19 protein-coding genes are annotated in these 15,773 nt (G+C 64.8%); 9 read left to right on the top strand and 10 right to left on the bottom strand.

All coding sequences use genetic code 11. The features are described from left to right. Nucleotides 1–153: 153 nt before the first annotated feature. Entirely contained in the window at nucleotides 154–549 is a 396-nt protein-coding gene (locus C491_RS12405; RefSeq protein ID WP_005556740.1) for a VOC family protein, read from the top strand. 89 nt (nucleotides 550–638) lie between these two features. Continuing rightward, nucleotides 639–1,241, top strand: coding sequence for a hypothetical protein (locus C491_RS12400; protein WP_152421314.1), 603 nt, complete (start codon nucleotides 639–641; stop codon nucleotides 1,239–1,241). On the opposite strand, the gene gdhB is transcribed toward C491_RS12400, so the two are convergent. Both gdhB and C491_RS12390 read right to left on the bottom strand, forming a co-directional pair. Further along, nucleotides 1,242–2,531: a glutamate dehydrogenase GdhB gene (gdhB, locus tag C491_RS12395; protein ID WP_005556737.1), complete on the bottom strand. Its 1,290-nt coding sequence runs from the start codon at nucleotides 2,529–2,531 to the stop codon at nucleotides 1,242–1,244. 5 nt (nucleotides 2,532–2,536) lie between these two features. Next, nucleotides 2,537–3,715 (bottom strand): M24 family metallopeptidase, encoded by a 1,179-nt coding sequence (locus tag C491_RS12390; RefSeq protein WP_005556735.1) that lies wholly within the window; start codon nucleotides 3,713–3,715, stop codon nucleotides 2,537–2,539. A 136-nt stretch (nucleotides 3,716–3,851) separates the two neighbouring features. Between C491_RS12390 and C491_RS12385 the strand changes: the two genes are divergently transcribed. Continuing rightward, nucleotides 3,852–4,205, top strand: a complete 354-nt coding sequence (locus C491_RS12385; RefSeq protein WP_005556733.1) for a 4a-hydroxytetrahydrobiopterin dehydratase — start codon at nucleotides 3,852–3,854, stop codon at nucleotides 4,203–4,205. Between the two features lie 400 nt (nucleotides 4,206–4,605). Then, nucleotides 4,606–5,112, top strand: coding sequence for a hypothetical protein (locus tag C491_RS12380; protein ID WP_005556730.1), 507 nt, complete (start codon nucleotides 4,606–4,608; stop codon nucleotides 5,110–5,112). A 149-nt stretch (nucleotides 5,113–5,261) separates the two neighbouring features. On the opposite strand, the gene C491_RS12375 is transcribed toward C491_RS12380, so the two are convergent. Together C491_RS12375 and C491_RS12370 are read right to left on the bottom strand one after the other, a co-directional pair. Then, nucleotides 5,262–6,062 carry an alpha/beta fold hydrolase gene (locus C491_RS12375; protein ID WP_005556728.1) on the bottom strand — a complete coding sequence of 267 codons (801 nt, stop codon included), beginning with the start codon at nucleotides 6,060–6,062 and terminating at the stop codon, nucleotides 5,262–5,264. Nucleotides 6,063–6,364: 302 nt separating this feature from the next. After that, nucleotides 6,365–7,789 (bottom strand): amidohydrolase family protein, encoded by a 1,425-nt coding sequence (locus C491_RS12370; RefSeq protein ID WP_005556726.1) that lies wholly within the window; start codon nucleotides 7,787–7,789, stop codon nucleotides 6,365–6,367. Between the two features lie 122 nt (nucleotides 7,790–7,911). Between C491_RS12370 and pyrE the strand changes: the two genes are divergently transcribed. From pyrE to C491_RS21515, 3 genes are all read left to right on the top strand, one after another. Next, nucleotides 7,912–8,439 (top strand): orotate phosphoribosyltransferase, encoded by a 528-nt coding sequence (gene pyrE / locus C491_RS12365; RefSeq protein WP_005556723.1) that lies wholly within the window; start codon nucleotides 7,912–7,914, stop codon nucleotides 8,437–8,439. Between the two features lie 91 nt (nucleotides 8,440–8,530). Further along, nucleotides 8,531–8,746, top strand: a complete 216-nt coding sequence (locus tag C491_RS12360) for a hypothetical protein (protein WP_005556721.1) — start codon at nucleotides 8,531–8,533, stop codon at nucleotides 8,744–8,746. A 33-nt stretch (nucleotides 8,747–8,779) separates the two neighbouring features. Beyond that, nucleotides 8,780–9,022, top strand: coding sequence for a GNAT family N-acetyltransferase (locus C491_RS21515; RefSeq protein ID WP_083909309.1), 243 nt, complete (start codon nucleotides 8,780–8,782; stop codon nucleotides 9,020–9,022). Nucleotides 9,023–9,064: 42 nt separating this feature from the next. Here C491_RS21515 and C491_RS12355 read toward each other — a convergent pair whose 3' ends face one another. The 6 genes from C491_RS12355 to tenA all read right to left on the bottom strand — a co-directional run bounded on the left by C491_RS12355 (nucleotide 9,065) and on the right by tenA (nucleotide 12,605). Beyond that, nucleotides 9,065–9,445: a type II toxin-antitoxin system VapC family toxin gene (locus C491_RS12355; RefSeq protein WP_005556716.1), complete on the bottom strand. Its 381-nt coding sequence runs from the start codon at nucleotides 9,443–9,445 to the stop codon at nucleotides 9,065–9,067. Continuing rightward, nucleotides 9,442–9,693 (bottom strand): AbrB/MazE/SpoVT family DNA-binding domain-containing protein, encoded by a 252-nt coding sequence (locus C491_RS12350; protein WP_005556714.1) that lies wholly within the window; start codon nucleotides 9,691–9,693, stop codon nucleotides 9,442–9,444. Before C491_RS12350 ends, C491_RS12355 begins: the two co-directional genes overlap by 4 nt. Before the next feature lie 110 nt (nucleotides 9,694–9,803). Continuing rightward, nucleotides 9,804–10,445 (bottom strand): class II aldolase/adducin family protein, encoded by a 642-nt coding sequence (locus C491_RS12345; protein ID WP_005556713.1) that lies wholly within the window; start codon nucleotides 10,443–10,445, stop codon nucleotides 9,804–9,806. Then, the gene (locus tag C491_RS12340; protein ID WP_005556711.1) at nucleotides 10,442–11,143 is read right to left on the bottom strand and encodes an HAD family hydrolase; all 702 of its coding nucleotides are present in this window, start codon (nucleotides 11,141–11,143) and stop codon (nucleotides 10,442–10,444) included. The genes C491_RS12345 and C491_RS12340 overlap by 4 nt, the downstream gene beginning before the upstream one ends. Nucleotides 11,144–11,199: 56 nt before the next feature. Further along, a complete protein-coding gene (locus tag C491_RS12335; RefSeq protein ID WP_005556709.1) occupies nucleotides 11,200–11,949 on the bottom strand; it encodes a TenA family protein in 750 nt (249 codons plus the stop codon). Next, nucleotides 11,946–12,605: a thiaminase II gene (gene tenA, locus C491_RS12330; protein WP_005556707.1), complete on the bottom strand. Its 660-nt coding sequence runs from the start codon at nucleotides 12,603–12,605 to the stop codon at nucleotides 11,946–11,948. Before tenA ends, C491_RS12335 begins: the two co-directional genes overlap by 4 nt. A gap of 316 nt (nucleotides 12,606–12,921) precedes the next feature. Here tenA and thrS point away from each other — a divergent pair, with 316 nt between their 5' ends. Then, entirely contained in the window at nucleotides 12,922–14,871 is a 1,950-nt protein-coding gene (gene thrS / locus C491_RS12325; RefSeq protein ID WP_005556706.1) for a threonine--tRNA ligase, read from the top strand. A 176-nt stretch (nucleotides 14,872–15,047) separates the two neighbouring features. Beyond that, on the top strand, nucleotides 15,048–15,758 hold the full coding sequence (locus C491_RS12320) for a phosphoribosyltransferase family protein (protein WP_005556703.1): 711 nt from the start codon (nucleotides 15,048–15,050) through the stop codon (nucleotides 15,756–15,758). Nucleotides 15,759–15,773: the final 15 nt, after the last annotated feature.

The following is a 15,773-nucleotide window of genomic DNA, read 5'->3' as shown; positions in this document are numbered from 1 at the left end:
GTCGAATCCGTTCTGATCCGCTCGATGTGGCGGTTGAAACGTTGCTCGCGTATCTCCGCTGATCACGTTTCTCGATCGAGCCCTGCGTACGGGGAATTAGTATGATCGGGCCGAAAAGCAGTGTATGCATCAACTAGCCGGGGGCGATAGACTGTGAACCTCACCGGGATCGACCACTTCGTGCTCACCGTCGAGGACCTCGAGCGAACCTGCGCGTTCTACGAGGCGCTCGGTGCCGAGGTCGTCGCCTTCGACGACGGACGGACGGGCGAGCGGCGGGCCCTGCAGTTCGGCGAGCAGAAGATCAACCTCCACCCCGTCGACACCGACGTCGAGCACGTCGCCGCGGCGCCGACCCCCGGTGCGGGCGATTTCTGTCTGCTGACCGAGACCCCGATCGCCGAGGTCGAAGAGCGCCTCCACGAGCAGAATATCGAGATCGTCGAGGGACCAGTTGAGCGAACCGGCACCGTCGGCCGCCTCGAGTCGGTGTACGTCCGGGACCCGGACGAGAACCTCGTCGAGATCGGTCGGTACAAGGACGACTGATCGGCTTACACCCGTCAACGACGCTGATATTGCAAATTTTCGGAGGTGATACGGAGAAAGTATTTACGTGACTCCGTCAGAACACCGCTATGAAACGTCGTGTACTCCTCGGGATGATCGGCGTAGGCGCCGTCTCCTCGGGCGTGCTGGGAGACCCGCACGAACGTGGTGCCGAGGACACGCTGGCGGAGCGCTTCGATTGCAAGGAGGCGTCGCGGCCGGTGTGTGACCTCGAGAGCGTCGAAATCGAACGAGCCGACGACAGCACCGAGACGGTCGACGGTGCCGAGGCGGAACCGTATCCGGATCCGCCGACCGCTTTCGGTGCGGACGACGTCGTTTCGTTCGTCCGCGACCACGAGCGTGCGTACGCCAGGAACGACGTGCTCTGCTCCCGCGAGCGACCCGAACAGATCGTCGACTACTCGATCGAGTTCGACGACGTCAGGCGGTTCGACTGGTACGACGAGATCCACGTCGTCCGCGTGCGGTACACGGAGACGCCGAGCGGCGTGGATGAAGACGGTGAACCGTGGGCGGCGGCCGACGGCTACGGCGGCGCCGTCTACGCCGTCGACGAAACGGCTGCCGTCAGAACGGGTCTCTCGCTGGGACCGTCGGGTTCCGTTCCGAGCGAGACGGAGACGCCGGATCCCGTCTCGACGGGGTCGCTCGTCGACTGCTTCCGATAGTCAGGGCCAGAGCCCGCGCGTCGCCTTCGCCTCTGCGATCCGCGAGAGCGCGACGACGTAGGCCGCGTCCCGCCACGACAGCTCCTTCTCCTCGACCTCGGTTCGGACCTCCTTCCAGGCGTCGAGCATCTTCGACTCGAGTTCCTTGTTGACCTCCTCTAGGCTCCACTTGCGGCGGTTGATGTCCTGGAGCCACTCGAAGTAGCTCACCGTCACCCCGCCGGCGTTGGCGAGAATGTCAGGAATCACGTGGACGCCGCGCTCCTCGAGGATCGTGTCGGCAGCGAACGTCGTCGGGCCGTTCGCCCCCTCGACGACGATGTCGGCCGCGATGTCGTCGGCGTTGTCGGCGGTGATGACGTTCCCGATCGCCGCGGGGATCAGCACGTCGACGTCGAGCTCGAGGATCTCTTCGTTCGAGAGGCTCTCGGGGGCGTCCTGCTCGAGGACGGCCTCGGGCTCCTCTTCGTGAGTCGGGATCGCGCCGATATCGAGTCCATCGGGGTCGTAGATCGCGCCGTTGACGTCACTGACGGCGACGACGTCGGCGCCCCACTCGTCGAGCAGACGGGCGGCGTTGGCGCCGACGCTGCCGAACCCCTGTACTGCGACCGTGGTCTCTTCGAGGTCCTTGTCGTAGTAATCGATGGCCTCGCGGGCGGCGATCGCCGTCGAGCGCCCGGGCGCCTCCTGGCGGCCGTAGCTGCCACCGATGACGGGCGGTTTCCCGGTGACGACGCCGGGGATCGTCTCGCCCTGTTGCATCGAGTAGGCGTCCATGAACCAGGCCATCGTCTGGGCGTCGGTGCCCATGTCGGGCGCCGGAACGTCCCGAGTCGGGCCGATCACGTACCGCAACTCCTCCGCGAACCGGCGGGTGAGCCGTTCCTTCTCGTCGTTGCTCAGCGACTTGGGGTTGACCGAGATGCCGCCCTTCCCGCCGCCGAAGGGGAGATCCATCACGGCGCACTTCCAGGTCATCCACATCGAGAGCCCGGTACACTCGTCGGCGTTGACCTCCGGGTGATAGCGCAGCCCGCCCTTGTACGGGCCGCGAACGTCGTCGTGCTGGGCGCGGTAGCCGGTGAAGACGTCGACGGAGCCGTCGTCGCGCTCGAGCGGTACCGAGACCTGCTCGACTCGCGTGGGGTGTTTGAGTCGTTCGATGACGCCGTCGTCGACGTCGACGTGGGCCGCGGCGCGCTCGAGCTGACGGCGGGCCGTCACGAGCGCCGAGTCGAGGTCGCTCTCGCCCGATTCGTCGTCCTGCTGGGGTGGTGTGGTCGTCATGAGTCTTACGCTGTGAACAGTTTTCGCGGGAACTCCGCAAGTGTTTCGACTCCGTCATCGGTGACGACGAAGGTCTCGCTGATCTCCATCCCGATCTCCTCAGTCCAGATGCCGGGAATCATGTGGAACGTCATGTTCTCCTCGAGGACGGTCTCGTCGCCGGGCCGGATGCTCGCGGTGTGCTCGCCCCAGTCCGGCGGGTAGCCGAGTCCCATCGAGTAGCCGATCCGATCCTCCTTCTCGATACCGTACTGGGCGATCGTCTCGCGCCAGGCCTCCTCGACGGCCTCGCAGGTGACGCCGGGTTCCGCGACCTCGAGGGCGGCCTCGATCCCCTCGACGACGATGTCGGCGGCCTCCTCGAGTTCTTCGGGCGGGTCGCCGACGAACGTCGTCCGGGCCAGCGGGGAGTGATACCGGTGGCGACAGCCCGAGAGCTCGATGATGACGGGGTCACCGTCCTCGAACTCGCGGTCGGTCCAGGTGAGGTGGGGCGTGTCGGTGTGATCGCCCGAGGGCATCAGCGGGACGATCGAGGGGTAATCCCCGCCGAACTCGTCCGTACCTCGAATCAGGGCGTCGTAGATCTCAGCCGCGACCTCGTACTCCGGAACCCCTTCGCCGATCGCGTCGATCCCCGCCTGCATCGCGTTCTCCGAAATTTCGGCGGCCTGGCGCATGTACTCGAGCTCCCGGTCGGATTTCTTGATTCGGACCCAGCCCACGAGCAGGGTGGTGTCCTCGAACTCGGCCTCGGGGAGATTCTGCTGCAGGCGCGTGTAGGACTTTGCAGTGAAGTAGGCGGCGTCCATCTCGAGGCCGATCCGGCCGTCGGCAACGTCCAGTTCCTCGAGGACGCCCGCGAGGTAGTCCATCGGATGCAGGTCGTGGGGCGAGTGGACGTGGTCGTCGCTGTAGGATCGGATGTTCTCCGCTGCGAGCCACGTCGTCGCTCGTGCGCCCCCGGCGTCCATCTCGCGGCCGACCCAGATCGGTTCGTCGCGCTCGGCCGTGACGACGACGGCCTGGTGGACGTAAAAGGACCAGCCGTCGTACCCCGCGAGGTAGTTCATGTTCGCCGGATCGGAGACGACGATCGCGTCGAGGTTCTCCTCGCGGAGCCGTTCTCTGGTCCGCGACAGCCGGCGTTCGTACTCCTGTTCGTCGAAGATCTCCTGGGACATGTGGGCTCTACCCGGGAGGTCGTGCAGTGGCGATAAAAAATTTGTGTATAATGATTACAGTAACTGTGTACGGCCCGGCTCGCGCCGAACGGTCGTGTCGATCAGTTACATGGGTGGGGAGCCCGTAGGTTGGCGTATGACGGAGAGCCAACTCGCGGATCGAGAGTGTACCGCCTGCACCGGCGACGAGGACCCCCTCGAGGGCGAGGAACTGATCCCCCTCTTCGAGGACCTCGACCGGGACGTCTGGGAGGTCGTCGACGAACACCACCTCGAGGGCACCTACGAGTTCGCGGACTTCCGGGACGCCCTCGAGTTCACGAAGGAGGTGGGCGAGCTCGCAGAGGAGGAGTTTCACCACCCCGACATCCATCTCTCGTGGGGCGAAGTCGTGATCGAGCTGTGGACGCACAAGATCGACGGGCTCCGGGAGACGGATTTCGTTATGGCCGCACGGATGGATCGGTTCTACGAGGAGTACGACGAATAGCGCGATTCGGAACGAACGAAGTGAGTGAGAATCGCGGAGCGAACGGGGAGCAGACGCGACCCGTGAGCACGGAGTAGCGCGGTTCGGAGCGAGCGCGGTTCGGAGCGAACGATGTGAGCGAGAACCGCGAGGCGAACGGGGAGTGGATGCGACCCGTGAGCGAACGAAGTGAGTGAGAATCGCGGCTGCGAGTAGCGCGGGACCAACGGTCCCGTGGACCGTGCGAGCGGGCGCTTGGCGTCCGCGAGCAGACGGGGAGCGAAAGCGACCCGCGAGCACGAAGTGAGTGAGAGCGAAAACCGCGGGAAACAGAATCTGTGAGCAGGAGCCGTCGCACCGATCCCGTCGCTCGAGCCGAAGACCCCGGAAACGGTTAGGGAGCGCGCGTCGTGGGTCGAGTATGGGCATCGACGACACGCTCTCGACGCTCCCGGACCCCGGGGGCCACAGCTTCCCGGACTACTCGCTTCCCAAGGGCGATCCGGTCATGCCGATCGCGGTCACCCGCGAGGAGCTACGGACCTTGCTCGAGCTGTACGACACCTTCGCCGCGGTCGACCCCACCGGACTCGACTCGAACCCGTTTCTGAAGTCGACGACGCGGTTTCTCGAGCAGACGTTCGGCACGCCGATGTATCGCCCCGACGAGCAACTGGTCGACGACATCGCGGCGATGCTCAACGAGTTCTCGGGCGACCTCGCGGGCGAGGCGGTCGGCGTCGTCGACGCGACACCGAAACACCACAAGACGCTGTACTTCTTCCTGACGTCCTGTCGGGCCTACCGATCGGCGGTGCACATCCAGTTCGCGCCCGACGAGGCGGCGATCGACACCCTCTACGAGGTCTACGAGCGTGTCGTCGACCAGGAGATGTACCTCAAGCGGCCCCAGACCGTGCTCGAGTAGTGCCAGTTTGTACTGCGATTTCGCTGTTTTGAGTTGGGGCCGATTTGAAGAGACCGGTTCGTTACGTAGGGCGGCGAACCTAGCCCGAACGCTTCCGTCAGCTAATAGAGATATGGAGAGAGCCGTGCTGAATACAGAGCGCGTATCGGTCACAATGAGTTGACGAATTGACTCACTACCCGATTGAATCGCTCGGGCTCTTCGAGGAGTGGACAGTGGCCACTGTCTTCGAAGAGTTCAAAACGACTATTTGGAACGAGTTCCGTGACGTGACGAACAGACGCGACGGTTCCTCGTTTCTCGTCTGCGCCGGCACACACCAACATCGGAACGTCGATTTCGGGAAGTACATCCCGGTAATCGCGCGTGAGCGCGTCGAAGAGGATTGCACTTTTGATCGGTGCGGGCGTCCGCGAGAGTTCGTCGAACTGCATAATTCTCATCTCGGTACTGGGTGGGTGCTTGAAGACTTGCGCCGTGCCCCGTTCGATGAGACTCGTCTGATCCTGCTGGACTAGTTCGAGCGTGGCTTTGAGTCCCTCCAGATCGGTGATGCCGTAGTCGTAGTCGTCCCACTGAAAACGGGTGGCTTCCATATCGACATCCACCAGTCCTCGAAGCCTGCCAGTTCCGAATTGATCGACGTAGTCCCAGGAAACAAGCGCACCCATCGACCATCCGATCAAGACGACGTCGTCGAGTTCGTGCTGGTCGAGAAAGGCGTGCAAATCACGGGCATACTGCGCCACCGTGTGTCCCAGTTCAGCCTTTTCGGAGCGACCGTGCCCCCTGAAATCGATCGCGAGCGTTCGATACTCGGTCGAAAGGGCCGTCAGTTGTGACTCGAAGAACCGGTGGCTCGCCATGACCCCGTGCAGAAAGATGATCGGTGGCCCCTCGCTACGGTCTTCGTAGTAAAGATCTGCTCCGTTACACTGGCTGTACGGCATAACGGTGCGAGATACGCGGCACTCGACGATAAACGTCCAGGAGGAGTTCTGGAAAAGATACTGGGGCCACCCTCTGAAAACTCACTGGTAGATATATTCTCTATATTCAGCAGGCGGTTTTTGACAACTACCGGAGGGGTCGATTGTCTCTCTGTTCCCTGCTTAACCTGTACTGAGTGTGGTTTTCACAGAAAAACACTCGAGCACTACTGGTCGTTGAGTTGACTGGACCGTAGCGAGGCGCAGTTCGCCGACACGCCGCCATGTTACGCCGAACGGCGCAATCATGCTACGACCTACTGCTATAGCCTGCCCCCCTCGACCGCACCGACGAGTTCCGAGTCGGCGTCCCGCCACGCGTCACCGGCTCGAGCGAACACGTCGGTCGCGCGCTCGGTCGCCTCCTCGAGGATCTCTCCCTCATCAGCGGTCCGAAGCTCTCCGCCCTCGAGGACGACCTCGCCCTCGATCAGCACGGTGTCGACGACGCCCCCGTTTGCGCCGTAGACGAGGTTCGGCACGGCCGTATGCAGCGGTTCGGAGACGACGGGGGCCGTCGACGGGTGGCCGAGGTCGAACAGGACGAGATCGGCTCGTTTTCCCTCCTCGAGCGACCCCACCTCCTCGTCGATCCCCAGCGCGCGGGCGCCCTCGATCGTGCCGACACGAAGGGCCTCCCAGGCCGGAAACGCCGTCGGATCGGTTCGCTTGGTCTTCGCGAGCAGCGCCGTCGTCCGGAGCTCCCGGAGGAAGTCGTGGCCACCCGGTCCGGGCGCCTGGTCGGTACCGATGCCCGCGATGCCCCTCGAGTTTCGGTACTCGACGATCGGTGGCGTGATCCCGTCGATCGCCGCGATCGAACTCGGATTCGCGGCCATCCGGACGCCCGCATCGGCCAGCCGGGCGCGCTCCTCGTTAGTCGCACCGTGGAGGTGGGCCGCGAGCAATCGGTCGGAAACGAGTTCGAGCTCCTCGAGGACGCTCACCGTCGTCTCGCCCGTTCCGTACCGGGCTTCGATCTGGCGCTGCTCGCGCTCGCCCTGGGCGACGTGCATGTGGATCCCGCGATCGTGGCGTTCGGCGCGCTCGCGGATCTCCTCGAGCAGTTCCTGGGGAACCATGTCCAGCGCCTGCGGCCCGTACAACGCCGAGACGCGCTCGCGGTCGGCGCAGGCGTCGAACAGGGCCTCGTTGCGCTCGAGCCCACTCCAGCCCTGCTCCTCGCTGAGCGGATACGGCTCGTCCGGACCCAGATCGTCGGTCGGCCCGTCGACGGCGTTGATCGTCTCCGTCGCGACGGTGCGGACACCCATCGGCTCGTGAGCTTCGTCGACGAGCCGTTCGACGTCGTGGGCGTACTCGCCGACGGTCGTCACGCCCGAGCGAAGCGCCTCGAGCACGCCCAGCCGGGCGCCCGCGACGCGGTCTTCCGGCTCCATCGCCGCCGACAGCGGCCCGAGGGCATGGTTCATCCACTCGATCTCGGGGACGTCCTGTGCGCCACCTCGCAGCAGCGTCAGGTCGGTGTGGGCGTGGACGTTCACCAGGCCGGGCGTCGCGACGCGGCCGTCGCCGTCGATCGTTCGCTCCGCTTCGTCGTCGAACGAGTCGCTCGAGCCGACGTACGCGAGCCGACCGTCGTCGATTCCGATCGTCGCGTCCTCGAGAATTCCCAGTCGATCGTCGCGCATCGTCAGCGCGAGGACGTTCGTGATCGCGAGGTCCATACCCCGACCGACGATACCCGCCGACAAAACCGTCGGCGAACCGGAACTCGGTGCGGGTAAGTCGGACCGTCGGGCGCTCGGGACCAGACCGCTTATTTCGGTGGGACGCGCCCCTTCTCGCAATGACGAACCAGGAGCTCATCGACGCCCTGCGCGCGGCCGACGCCGTCCAGTTCGGCGAGTTCGAACTCTCCCACGGCGGCACGAGCGAGTACTACGTCGACAAGTACCTCTTCGAGACCGATCCCGACTGTCTCGAGGCGATCGCCGAAGCGTTCGCCGAGCGACTCGAGCCCGACGACAAGCTCGCGGGCGTCGCCCTCGGCGCGGTTCCCCTGGCCGCGGCCACGAGCGTCGCGGCGGGCGCCCCCTACGTGATCGTCCGCAAGCAGCGCAAGGAGTACGGCACGTCGAACCTGGTCGAGGGCCGTCTCGAGGAGGGCGAGGAGGTCGTCGTCCTCGAGGACATCGTCACCACCGGGACGAGCCTGGTCGAGGCCGTCGAGGCGCTGCGCGAGGCGGGCGCGACCGTCGAGCGCGCGCTGGTCGTCGTCGACCGCCAGGAGGGCGGTCGTGAGAACGTCGAAGACGCGGGGCTCGAGATGGAGGCGCTCGTCACGGCCGAGGAACTGCTGGCGGAGCGGGAGTGAGGCGTTCAGCCGGGGGAGTGATCGCCCGGGCCACGTGTCGACTTCTGGACCGGAAATCGTATAGTTCGACCGACAGTTACCGCAACCAGCGATGGAAATTCGAACGGCTGTTGCCGAAGACGCCGGTGCAGTACAGCGAGTCGCGCGGCGGGCGTGGCACGAGGCTCACGGCGAGATTATCGGCGAGGAAGCTGTCGAAGCGCTGCTCGAGAAGTGGTACAGCAAGATACAACTCCCGGACGCTATCGAACGCGAGGACGCGCCGATGTTCGTCGCTATCGACGACGATGTAGTTGGATTCGCCTAGGGCGGACCGAGCGATAACGGTCCCGTCGATGCGATCATCGGCCGAATCTACGTCCTGCCAGCGTACTGGGGCGAGGGAATCGGCACGACGTTGTTACAGCAGGTGTTCGGCGAACTCCGGCAGGCTGGACACGAGGGTGACTGGCTGGCGGTGATGGCCGAGAACGATCTCGCCCGCTCGTTTTACGACGCTCACGGGTTCGAACGACACGAAAAACGCACCGTCGACCTCGCCGGACAGTCGGTCGACGACCTCGTTCTCGTCAGAGAGCTGTGAACGGGCCGGTACTGACCGAGCCGTACGAAGACGGGATCGTCCTCACTCCGAGCCTCGGTCTTCGATTGCGATTCGTTCTTTTGCGACGTCGTCGAACGCCTTGTCCGACGATGCGATGGCGTCGTCACCCGCGTAGGCGACGTGATACGCGTCGAACGCGGTGAGTCCGTGTTCGTCCATGTAGTCCGCCGCCTGAAAGAGGACGTCCTCGTCTTCGGGAACCGACGCGATCTCGAGCGCGTAGGTGAGTGCACGCATCCGATCGAACTCGAAGCGGTCGGAGATCACGAGCAACTCGAGCAGCGTCGCACGCGACGTGTAGATGTCACCCTCGTTCTCGACGGCGATCTCCGCCGCGTTGCTCTGGAGCCAGTCGTCGTCCTTTACCAGTGCGATAAAGAAGTCCGTGTCGGCGTAGATCATCGAGTCACTTCGTCGAGGGCGTCCTCTCGAGCGGCCTCGCGTGACGCTCGCTTGATCTCTTCGACAGAGTTGCCTTCGAACGCGCCCCCGACAGCGTCTCGAAGCCCCTCGATCGGATCGTCCTCGAGCGGGATCAGCTCGATCCGATTGTCGAGTTCGACGACGCGATACCGGCTGCCGTGTTTCTCCCGAATCTCGTGGGGAATAACGATCCGACCCCGATCGTCGGCTTCCGCCGTTTTGCTCATGATGGAGCTTAGTGCTGGGAAGCACAAAAGGTATTCCCACAGTATCGGCTCGTTCCCCAGGGGCGGCGGGGTCGGGTGTCGTTCGAGCCGGCTGATCACGCTGGAGCCACTTATTGGCCGTAGGATTCGAACTTCTCGAGCACTGTCTCTAACTGCTCGCCGGAGAGCCGTCGGGGCTCGAGACCAGCCGAACGCGTCTCGAGATACAGTCGAGCCAGACTCTCGACGTGGTGGGTGTTCTCGAGGGCCGTCTCGAGGTCGGGCGACGTCACTACGAGCCCGTGATTCTCGATGAACGAGGCGGTCGAGCCAGCCTCGTCCATCGCTTCGACGATGTTTGCGGCCAGCTGATCGGAGCCGTAGGGGGCGTACTCGGCGACGGGAACCTCCTTGCCGACCGCGACGATCATGTAGTGGATCGGCGGCAGCGGCTGGTGGGCGACCGCAAGCGCCGTCGACCACGGGGAGTGAGTGTGGACGATGGCGCCGACGTCCTCGCGGCGGTAGATCGCGCTGTGCATCGGCACCTCGCTGCTGGGGGTCATCTCGCCCTCGCGCTGCTCGCCGTCGACGCCGACCACGGGCGTCTCTTCGACGTCGAAGCTGTCGTAGGGAACGCCCGTCGGCGTGATCGCGAACGCGTCGCCGTCCGTGCCCTCCCGGACGCTCAGGTTCCCCGTCCGTGCGGGGGTCAGCTCGGCCAGCTCGGCGGCGTGTGCGACGACCTGTCGGCGCTCGGACTCGAGGATCACAGTACCAGCTCCGTTAGCTCCCCGAAGGCATCTATCCTGTGGTCGGGTTTTCGCCGTCCCTCGAGCGACTCGTCGGGCTCGGCGTTCCACAGCACCGTCTCGAGCCCCACGGCGTTGGCCCCGACGACGTCGGCGCCGACGTTATCGCCAACCATAACCGCCTCCGATACTCGTCGGTCCAGCCGCGCCAGCGGCAGGGTGAACATGACCGAGCCCGGCTTCTCCCGACCCGTCTCCTCCGAGGTGACGAGGACGTCGATTCGCTTCTCAAGCCCAAGCTTCTCGATCTTCGCGAGCTGGATGCGGGTCGTCAGGTTGGTCGTGATCGCGACGTCCACCCCCTCACTCCGGAGGGTCTCGAGGGTCTCCTCGACGCCCGGAAAGAGTTCCATCTCCTCGAGGTACCCCTCCCAGAACGCCTCGCCGAGCGCCAGGGCGTCGCCAGCCCGGGGCTCGCCGGTGTGTTCTTCCACCGCGCGCTTGAAGTAGATGAACCGTTCGTGGGTCGCTGCGGTGCCGGAGAGTTCGCGCTTGACCTCACGACGGCCGGTCTGGTAGAACTCGTCGAACGCGGTCGCGTCGAAGTCGTAGCCCAGATCGGAGGCTGTTTCGCGGGCCGCCTCGAGACCGGCGTCCCGACACGGCGCGTACGGGTAGAGGGTGTCGTCGAGGTCGAAGAGCACGACGTTGGCTGTCATACGCTACCCGTTACGGTCGAGGTGGAAACGAGTACCGGTCCGTGCGAGGCAGCGTCTTACCCGCTCCCCGAGTCCGCTTCGTAGCACTCGTCGAAGAAGTCGACCTCGAGATCTACCGTCCGCCGAAACAGTCGCTCGACTCGCGCCTGTCGTCGTGTCGCGCACTCTGCTCCGACCGCATCCAGCTGGTCGCGCAGCTCGTCGACGAACGCGACGAACGAGGGCACCGCGTGGAGGTCGATCCACTCGGCGTAGTAGAACGGGAGGTCGGCCCCGTCGCTCGGCGGCTCGGTGTTGGAATCGCCGTACTCCGTCGCGACCGCGGTCGCCCACTCGCGGTAGATCCACTCCGCAGGGACCAGCACGGCCAGCGTCTCGGCGTACCCGCCCTCGCGAGCCGCGCGCCCCAGCAGGTCGACCAGCGCGGCCGCAGTCGGCGACCGGGCGGGGTCGTCCCGTCGCGATTCGGGGACGTCCAGCGCGTCGAACGACCGCTGGAAGTAGTCGTTCTCGGTACTCGTAACGGTCTCGAGGAACTCGATCAGCGGGCGCTTCGCCTCGATCCCCGGCGCCTGGCCGACCGCGAAGCCGAAGGTACCGACCAGCGCCTCGAGGAAGGCGTAGTCCTGCACGAGGTAGGTCGCGTAGGCGTCCTCCTCGAGCGTTCCCGCACCGAGTTCGCGGGTGAACGGGTGCGTCACCGCGTCGGTCCACGCCGGCTCCGACCGCTCCCGAAGCCAGTCGGTAAACCGGGGTTCGTCGACGCCAGCGGCGTACTCGTCGTAGCTGGCGGGGACGTCGCTCACAGCTCCCACCCCTCCCGCGTGTAGGCCATCTCCCAGAACCGGTACTCGAGTTTGGCGCTCGTCAGGAACGCCTCGCGCATCGCCTCGTGCTCGCCGGGGTAGCGTTCGCCGCAGCGATCGACAAACTCGCGACACCAGTCGGTCGCCTCCCGGAACTCGTCGCTCGTGTACATCTCGATGAACGGCGTGTAGCGGTGCTCTTCGGACGCGATTTCGTCCATATGCTCGGCGACGTCGAGGTAGCCCTGCATGCAGGGGTACAGCGCCCCGGCGATCTCGGCGATCGAGCCCTCGTGGGCCGTTCGCACGAGAAAGCTCGTGTACGCGACGCAGGTCGGTGCCTTCTCGACGCGCTCGAGTTCCTCCCTCGAAATGCCGTAGTCGGCGGCGAACTCGCGGTGGAGCTTCATCTCGTGGTCCAGCACCTGGTGGGCGACGCCCAGCAGGTGAGTCATCGTCGCCTCGTCGCGAGCCTTCCCGCCCGCAATCGAGAACAGCCGCGCGTAGTCGAGTAGGTACCGGTAGTCCTGTTTCACCCAGTGTTCGAACGCGTCCTCGTCGAGCGTTCCCTCGGCGAGTTCGACCACGAAGGGGTGCTCGAGCTGTGCCTCCCAGACGTGACTGCCGTGCTCGAGGAGGTCGTCGCTGAATGCCATCGGCGGTAGTTCGATTCGAGCGAAGATATAACTAGCGAATATTACCTAATAATACACACGACTGTCCGCGGATTTGTCGACGTTGGCGGGGCATCGACACCGATCGCTCGAGGCCCGGTGCGGTCCGAGCGCACACCATCACAACGCTTTTATCCCGCTCGAGACAACTCGTATCTACGATGGTAGGTGTCCGCTTTACAGGGGCTCTCGCCCGCTTCTAACCACTACCTACCGCTCGGCGTGTCGATCCACCGGCGAGCGGCGTGCGCGGACGCCCGTCCGAACTTCTCACGAAGTTCCCCAACCGATTACAGCCATGTCAGAATCAGATTCACAGCAACGGATAGCGGTCGTACTGCCAGACGGATCCGAACTCGAGGTCGACGCCGGCGCGACGGTCGAGGACTGCGCCTACGAGATCGGGCCCGGGCTCGGAAGCGACACCGCCGCCGGCAAGCTCGACGGTGAACTCGTCGCCAAGGAGGAACCCGTCTACGACGGTGCCGAACTCGAGATCGTCACGGACGGCTCCGAGGAGTACCTTCGCGTGATGCGTCACTCGGCCTCACATTGTCTCGCGCAGGCCGTCGAGCGACTGTACGACGACGAGGAGGTCAAGCTCGCGATCGGCCCGCCGACGGACGAGGGCTTCTACTACGACTTCGACAACCTCGAGATCGACGAGGACGACCTTGCGGAGCTAGAACGCGAGATCGAGGAGATCGTCGCCGAGGACTACGAGATCGAACGCGAGGACGTCTCGATCGTGGAGGCCGAACAGCGACTGGCCGACGAACCGTACAAGCTCGAGCTGCTCGAGGAGCTCGCCGACGAGGGAGACACCGTGAGCTTCTACAAACAGGGCGAGTGGGAGGACCTCTGTGCGGGTCCCCACGTCGACTCGACGGGCGAGATCGGCGTCGTCAAGCTCCTCGAGATCGCGGGCGCCTACTGGCGCGGCGACGAGGAAAACGAGATGCAGACGCGCATCTACGGGACGGCGTTCGAGGACGAGAGCAACCTCGAGGAGTTCATCGAGCGCAAGGAGGAAGCCGAGAAACGGGACCACCGCCGAATCGGCTCGGAGATGAACCTGTTCTCGATCCAGGACGTCACCGGCCCCGGACTGCCGCTGTATCACCCCGCCGGGAAGACGGTGCTGAAGGAGCTGGAGGACTTCGTCGAGGACCTCAACGGGGATGCGGGCTACGACTACGTCGAGACGCCCCACGTGTTCAAGACGGATCTCTGGCACCGCTCGGGCCACTACGAGAACTACGCCGACGACATGTTCATCTTCGACGTCGGCGACGACGAGTTCGGCCTGAAGCCGATGAACTGTCCGGGCCACGCCGCCATCTTCCAGGACCAGTCCTGGTCGTACCGCGACCTGCCGATTCGTTACGCGGAGAACGGCAAAGTGTATCGGAAGGAACAGCGCGGCGAACTCTCCGGGCTCTCGCGGGTCTGGGCGTTTACGATCGACGACGGCCACCTGTTCATCCGCCCCGACCAGATCCGCAGCGAGGTCGAGGAGATCATGGACATGATCACGGAGGTCCTCGAGACGTTCGACCTCGACTACGAGATGGCGCTGGCAACGAGACCCGAGAAGTCCGTCGGCAGCGACGAGATCTGGGACCGCGCCGAGGACCAACTCGAGGAAGTCCTCGAGGCCCGCGCCCACGAGTACGAGATCGAGGAGGGCGACGGCGCCTTCTACGGGCCGAAGATCGACTTCGCGTTCGAGGACGCGATCGGGCGCTCCTGGGACGGCCCCACGGTCCAGCTCGACTTCAACATGCCCGAGCGCTTCGACCTCGATTACGTCGGCAAGGACAACGACCACCACCAGCCCGTGATGATCCACCGGGCGCTGTACGGCAGCTACGAACGGTTCTTCATGATGCTCATCGAGCACTTCGAGGGCCGGTTCCCGCTGTGGCTCGCGCCCGAGCAGGTCCGCGTACTGCCGATTTCGGACGATAACCTCGGCTACGCCCACCGCGTCGCAAACGAGTTCGAGGAGTTCCGCGTCGAGGTCGACCAGCGCGACAGCACCTTAGAACGGAAGATCCGCGCGGCCCACGACGATCGAGTACCCTACCAGATCATCGTCGGCGACAACGAGGAGGACGACGGCAACATCTCGGTTCGCGATCGCTTCGAGGACCAGGAGTACGACGTCGAGATCGACGAGTTCAGGGAGCACCTTGAGGCCGAGCGCGCGGAGAAGCGTTCCGAACCCGACTTCCTGCAGGGCTGATCGGGCGCTCGACGGCATCTCGGGAACCGACCGACACGCGGCCCCGATGCGGTTTTGGCGGGATCGAGCGCGACAGCCGTTCGGCTCGCTCGCCCGCAGTGGATACCATGTTTGTGGGCTTATCTCACACCAAAACAGACCGAAATACCCATACTTGCAGCATCGTGCATACTAGTATGAACCGCGCCGAGAAGGCCGCCCTCCAGCTTCGGGCGGTCGACGTTCTGGGAATGTTGAAGGAGACGCGCACCTATGACGAGCTCGCCGCCGAGACGGGTCTTCCCGCGGGCGACCTCAACCGGTACGTCAACGGCCACGTCCTGCCCGGCACCGAGCGTGCCCGCGAGGTCGTCGACGACCTCGGCCGCGAGGCGCTGGCCGACGAACTGGACGCCCGAATCAGCGTCGACGACGAGGGGTACGTCGACAACACGGCGACGGTGTTCGACCAGCCGTTTCTCGACCTCGCCGCACCGGTCGTCGCCAACGCCTTCGAGTTCGACCGCCCGGACGTCGTCCTGACCGCCGCGACCGACGGGATCACGCTCGCGAGCGCGCTGGCGAGCTACTACGGCACCCGCTGTGCCTACGCGAAAAAGACCAAGGAGACCGCAGTCGAGGAGTTCATCGAGGCCCGCGAACGCCTCCAGTCGGGGATCGAGCTCACCTACTACCTGCCAGCCGCGGCGATCGATGAGGGCGAGTCCGTCCTCGTCGTCGACGACCTCATCCGCTCGGGCGAGACCCAGGAACTCCTGCTCGACATCGTCGAGACCGCCGACGCCGACGTCGCCGGCGTCTTCGCGCTCATCGCGGCCGGCGACGACGGGATCGAACGCGCCCGCGACCGAACGGACGCGCCGATCGGTTCGCTGGTTTCCGTCTAACTGCCCGTTCTCTCC

This window comes from Natronococcus amylolyticus DSM 10524 (assembly GCF_000337675.1).
GTDB classification, from domain to species: domain Archaea; phylum Halobacteriota; class Halobacteria; order Halobacteriales; family Natrialbaceae; genus Natronococcus; species Natronococcus amylolyticus.
The sequence above is the reverse complement of the archived record's forward strand: the minus strand, read 5'-3'. Positions and strand labels throughout refer to the sequence as shown.

Bases quoted from the DNA above. Each gene is read 5' to 3' on its own strand.
- C491_RS12400 (WP_152421314.1), top strand. From the start codon at position 639: ATGAAACGTCGTGTACTCCTCGGGATGATCGGCGTAGGCGCCGTCTCC.
- gdhB (WP_005556737.1), bottom strand. From the start codon at position 2,531: ATGACGACCACACCACCCCAGCAGGACGACGAATCGGGCGAGAGCGAC.
- C491_RS12390 (WP_005556735.1), bottom strand. From the start codon at position 3,715: ATGTCCCAGGAGATCTTCGACGAACAGGAGTACGAACGCCGGCTGTCG.
- C491_RS12385 (WP_005556733.1), top strand. From the start codon at position 3,852: ATGACGGAGAGCCAACTCGCGGATCGAGAGTGTACCGCCTGCACCGGC.
- C491_RS12380 (WP_005556730.1), top strand. From the start codon at position 4,606: ATGGGCATCGACGACACGCTCTCGACGCTCCCGGACCCCGGGGGCCAC.
- C491_RS12375 (WP_005556728.1), bottom strand. From the start codon at position 6,062: ATGCCGTACAGCCAGTGTAACGGAGCAGATCTTTACTACGAAGACCGT.
- C491_RS12370 (WP_005556726.1), bottom strand. From the start codon at position 7,789: ATGGACCTCGCGATCACGAACGTCCTCGCGCTGACGATGCGCGACGAT.
- pyrE (WP_005556723.1), top strand. From the start codon at position 7,912: ATGACGAACCAGGAGCTCATCGACGCCCTGCGCGCGGCCGACGCCGTC.
- C491_RS12360 (WP_005556721.1), top strand. From the start codon at position 8,531: ATGGAAATTCGAACGGCTGTTGCCGAAGACGCCGGTGCAGTACAGCGA.
- C491_RS12355 (WP_005556716.1), bottom strand. From the start codon at position 9,445: ATGATCTACGCCGACACGGACTTCTTTATCGCACTGGTAAAGGACGAC.
- C491_RS12350 (WP_005556714.1), bottom strand. From the start codon at position 9,693: ATGAGCAAAACGGCGGAAGCCGACGATCGGGGTCGGATCGTTATTCCC.
- C491_RS12340 (WP_005556711.1), bottom strand. From the start codon at position 11,143: ATGACAGCCAACGTCGTGCTCTTCGACCTCGACGACACCCTCTACCCG.
- tenA (WP_005556707.1), bottom strand. From the start codon at position 12,605: ATGGCATTCAGCGACGACCTCCTCGAGCACGGCAGTCACGTCTGGGAG.
- thrS (WP_005556706.1), top strand. From the start codon at position 12,922: ATGTCAGAATCAGATTCACAGCAACGGATAGCGGTCGTACTGCCAGAC.
- C491_RS12320 (WP_005556703.1), top strand. From the start codon at position 15,048: ATGAACCGCGCCGAGAAGGCCGCCCTCCAGCTTCGGGCGGTCGACGTT.